General features: G+C 69.5%; 2 protein-coding genes. Both read right to left on the reverse strand.

What is annotated here, in order from left to right; all coding sequences use genetic code 11:
• Nucleotides 1-46: 46 nt before the first annotated feature.
• The gene (locus ACFRCR_RS18255; RefSeq protein WP_377679580.1) at nucleotides 47-997 is read right to left on the reverse strand and encodes a D-alanine--D-alanine ligase; all 951 of its coding nucleotides are present in this window, start codon (nucleotides 995-997) and stop codon (nucleotides 47-49) included.
• Between the two features lie 164 nt (nucleotides 998-1,161).
• On the reverse strand, nucleotides 1,162-2,493 hold the full coding sequence (locus ACFRCR_RS18260) for a PLP-dependent aminotransferase family protein (RefSeq protein ID WP_377679578.1): 1,332 nt from the start codon (nucleotides 2,491-2,493) through the stop codon (nucleotides 1,162-1,164).
• Nucleotides 2,494-2,648 lie beyond the last annotated feature (155 nt).

Below are 2,648 nucleotides of genomic sequence, written 5' to 3' on the forward strand. Positions count from 1 at the left end.
GCAACCGCTCATCGGGGCCGATGTCTGTGGTCAGCCAGATGAGACGTCAGCGCATGGCGCTCTGACGGACAGCGCTCTGCGTCACGATCGCGCGGTAGAGGTCACCCAGGTCTCTACCCGCTGCCTGTGCGGCCTGCGGGAACAACGATGTCTCGGTCATCCCGGGCGCGACGTTGACCTCAAGGAAGTGGGGGTTCCCCTCGTCGTCGACGATGAGGTCCGAACGGGACAGGTCGCGGAGTCCGAGCGCGAGGTGGGCGCGGACGGCCATGTCCGCAACACGTGCGGCGACCTGGGGAGCGAGCCGAGCAGGGGCGTAGTAGCTCGTACGCCCCGGGTTGTAGCGCGCGTCGTAGTCGTAGGTACCGTCGGTCACGATCTCAACGGCGGGGAGCGCCTCCGGGCCCTCCGGACCCTCCACGACGCTCACGGCGATCTCGGTCCCCTCGACGGCGCGCTCGATGAGGGCGATGTCGCCGTACGAGAAGCAGTCGACCATCGCTCGAGGGAGGTCCTCGGCGCGGCGGACGAGCGTGACGCCCAGTGCGGATCCGCCACGGGTGGGCTTGACCACGAGAGGGAGGCCCAGACGGCGGACGACCGCGTCGAGGACTGGCTGGGCCCCGAGCTCGCGGAAGAGGCTCTGGGGGAGCGTGACGTAGTCGGGCGTGGAGAGCCCCGCGCCGAGCACGAGGTTCTTCGCGATGGGCTTGTTCCAGGCGGCTCGCGAGGCCCGAGGGCCGGTCCCCACGTAGTCGAGCGAGAGCAGTTCCAGCACGTCACGGACCGAGCCGTCCTCGCCGCTCGCGCCGTGCAGGAGGGGCCAGACGACGTCGGGCTTCTCCTGCGCGAGGAAGGAGAGGAGTGACGCGTCGACGTCGTGGACCGACACCTCGATGCCCGTACCTCGCAGGGCGTCGGCAACGCGTCGACCCGAGCGGAGCGATACGTCGCGCTCGTGAGACAGGCCTCCCGCGAGGACCACGACACGCTCCACCGGGCGGTGTCCCGCGCCGGTCGAGCCTGTGCCGTCGGGGCTCTGTGGAGCGGCTGTCGCGCGCTCGGTGACGTCCTCGGTGACGGTCTGTGATTCCGCAGCGGTACCCACGGTCTTGGTCCTCTCGACGTTCAGCGGGGTTCTCACGAGGGCAGGGGTGGCGCTCACGCGAGGTTGGGGCCAGGGTTCTCGACGTCGGTGAGGTCGGGATCCTGGGCCCCGGAGGTGCCGAACAGGTCCACGAGCTCGCGCTCGGCGGAGACGACCCCGGCGAACCGCCGGACGCCCTCTCTGATGCGCTCCGGCGTCGGGAAGCAGTAGGACAGGCGGACGTGGTCCGCGCCCGTCCCGTCGGCGTAGAACGCCGTCCCCGGGACGTACGCGACACGTGCGGTGACCGCTCGGGGGAGCATCGAGCGTGCGTCGAGACCGTCGGGCAGCTTGACCCACGTGTAGAACCCGCCGTTCGGCACGTTCCACGAGGCCGACGGAAGGTGCTCCGAGAGAGCGCCGATCATGGCGTCGCGCCGCTCTCGGTAGAGCTCACGGAACTGCTTGATCTGGCCCTGCCAGTCACAGGTCTCGAGGTAGGTCGCGATCGCAAGCTGCGAGGCGTTCGACGGGCAGAGGATCGCCGACTCGCTCGCCAGCACGAGCTTCTCGCGGACCGCGTGCGGCGCGACGACCCAGCCCACCCGGTAGCCGGGAGCGAAGGTCTTGGAGAAGGAGCCCAGGTAGAGGACGCCCTGGTCGTCGAGCGAGCGCATTGCTGGCAGAGGATCGCCGTCGAAGCCGAGCAGCCCGTAGGGGTTGTCCTCGATCACGAGCACGCCGAAGCGCTGGGCGATCTCGAGGATGCGGGGACGCCGTTCGACCGAGAGCGTCACGCCTGCGGGGTTGTGGAAGTTGGGCACGGTGTAGAGGAGCTTGACGCGCCGACCGTCCGCAGCCAGCCGGGTCAGGGTCTCCTCGAGAGCCTCAGGGATCAGACCGTGCTCGTCGAGGGGAACGTGGACGATGTCGGCCTGGTACGAGCGGAAGACTCCGAGGGCTCCGACGTAGCTCGGTGCCTCGGCGACGATCACGTCACCCGGGTCGATGAAGATCCGGGTCACGAGGTCGAGCGCCTGCTGTGAACCGGTGGTCACGACGATGTCGTCAGGGTGGCAGTCGATGCCTTCGAGGCGCACGACGTCGACGATCTTCTCGCGCAGCGACTCGTCGCCCTGTCCTGAGCCGTACTGCAGCGCGGTCGTGCCACGCGTCGCGACGAGCTTTTGCATCGCGTCCGCAATCACGTCGAGGGGGAGACCTTCGAGGTAGGGCATACCGCCGGCGAGCGAGACGACCTCGGGGCGATTCGCGACCGCGAACAGGGCGCGAATCTCCGACGCTCGCATACCGTGGGCGCGCTCGGCGTAGGCGCCGAACCACGGGTCGAGGCGGGTGCCGCCCGAGGCGGCAGGCTGAGCGGGGTGCGTCGGTGTCGTGCTCACGCTCCCCAGTCTCCCATGACGAATCAGGGGAAACCGTGAAGGGGTCGGGTCGCGGACCCGAAGCAGGGGGTCTGCTCAACCCGAGGCATGTCCTGGGCGGAGGGGCGGCCGCACGACCGGGTAGGGACGCCGAAGGGGCGGTCGGTCCACCGGAC

Source organism: Oerskovia sp. NPDC056781, assembly GCF_042789955.1.
GTDB classification, from domain to species: Bacteria; Actinomycetota; Actinomycetes; order Actinomycetales; family Cellulomonadaceae; genus Oerskovia; species Oerskovia rustica.